1 protein-coding gene and 1 pseudogene are annotated in these 528 nt (G+C 48.7%); both read left to right on the top strand.

All coding sequences use genetic code 11. From position 1 onward, the window contains the following. Positions 1-377 (top strand): sporulation protein (locus R8O10_RS27300; RefSeq protein WP_318192244.1); only part of this gene is annotated, 377 nt, incomplete at its 5' end. 72 nt (positions 378-449) lie between these two features. Then, positions 450-528, top strand: a pseudogene (locus tag R8O10_RS27295) (hemolysin III family protein); the annotation flags it as partial.

The raw sequence follows: 528 nt of genomic DNA, 5'->3' as shown, positions 1-528 counted from the left end.
TTAGACCCGACCCACTTATGGATGCCATATTGTCAGCGTTTGAAGCCCAAGGCTTGCGTATTCGCCAAGTCGAATGCGAAGAGGTAAAAGGTTTCGAACTGCCATTTGTACAAGAGTTTGAAATGGTGCCCACTGATGGCCCGTATCATGGCGTATGGCGCGAGTTAGAGTTTGTCGCGCATCGTGATGAGCAAAACCTCAAGCTTTGGTTTGAGATTGACCGCACTCGCAGTGGCTCTCGCGGTATGCTTGCCAGCTTGCTCGGCAGTGGAAAACTCAAGCGCGAACTGTGTATTCCGGTGACAACAAACCTGGAAGAAGTGGGTGAGCTTGTCCTCAATTACCTCGACCAAACGACCGCGATTCACGAGTCTTAATTTTAGCTTACACGTGTACGCTTAATGTGCCATACTAGAGCGAATATTCCAAACTCTAGTATAGGCGCATTGATGTCCTCACCGCAGAAACCTCAATACAGTCAAAGTGAAGAGCTTGCCAACACCATCACGCACGGTATTGGGATGATTT

The sequence above is a fragment of the Vibrio sp. 1727 genome (genome assembly GCF_033344415.1).
In the GTDB taxonomy this organism is placed as follows: domain Bacteria; phylum Pseudomonadota; class Gammaproteobacteria; order Enterobacterales; family Vibrionaceae; genus Vibrio; species Vibrio alginolyticus.
Note: the sequence above shows the minus strand (reverse complement) of the source record. Positions and strands in the feature narration are given on the sequence as shown.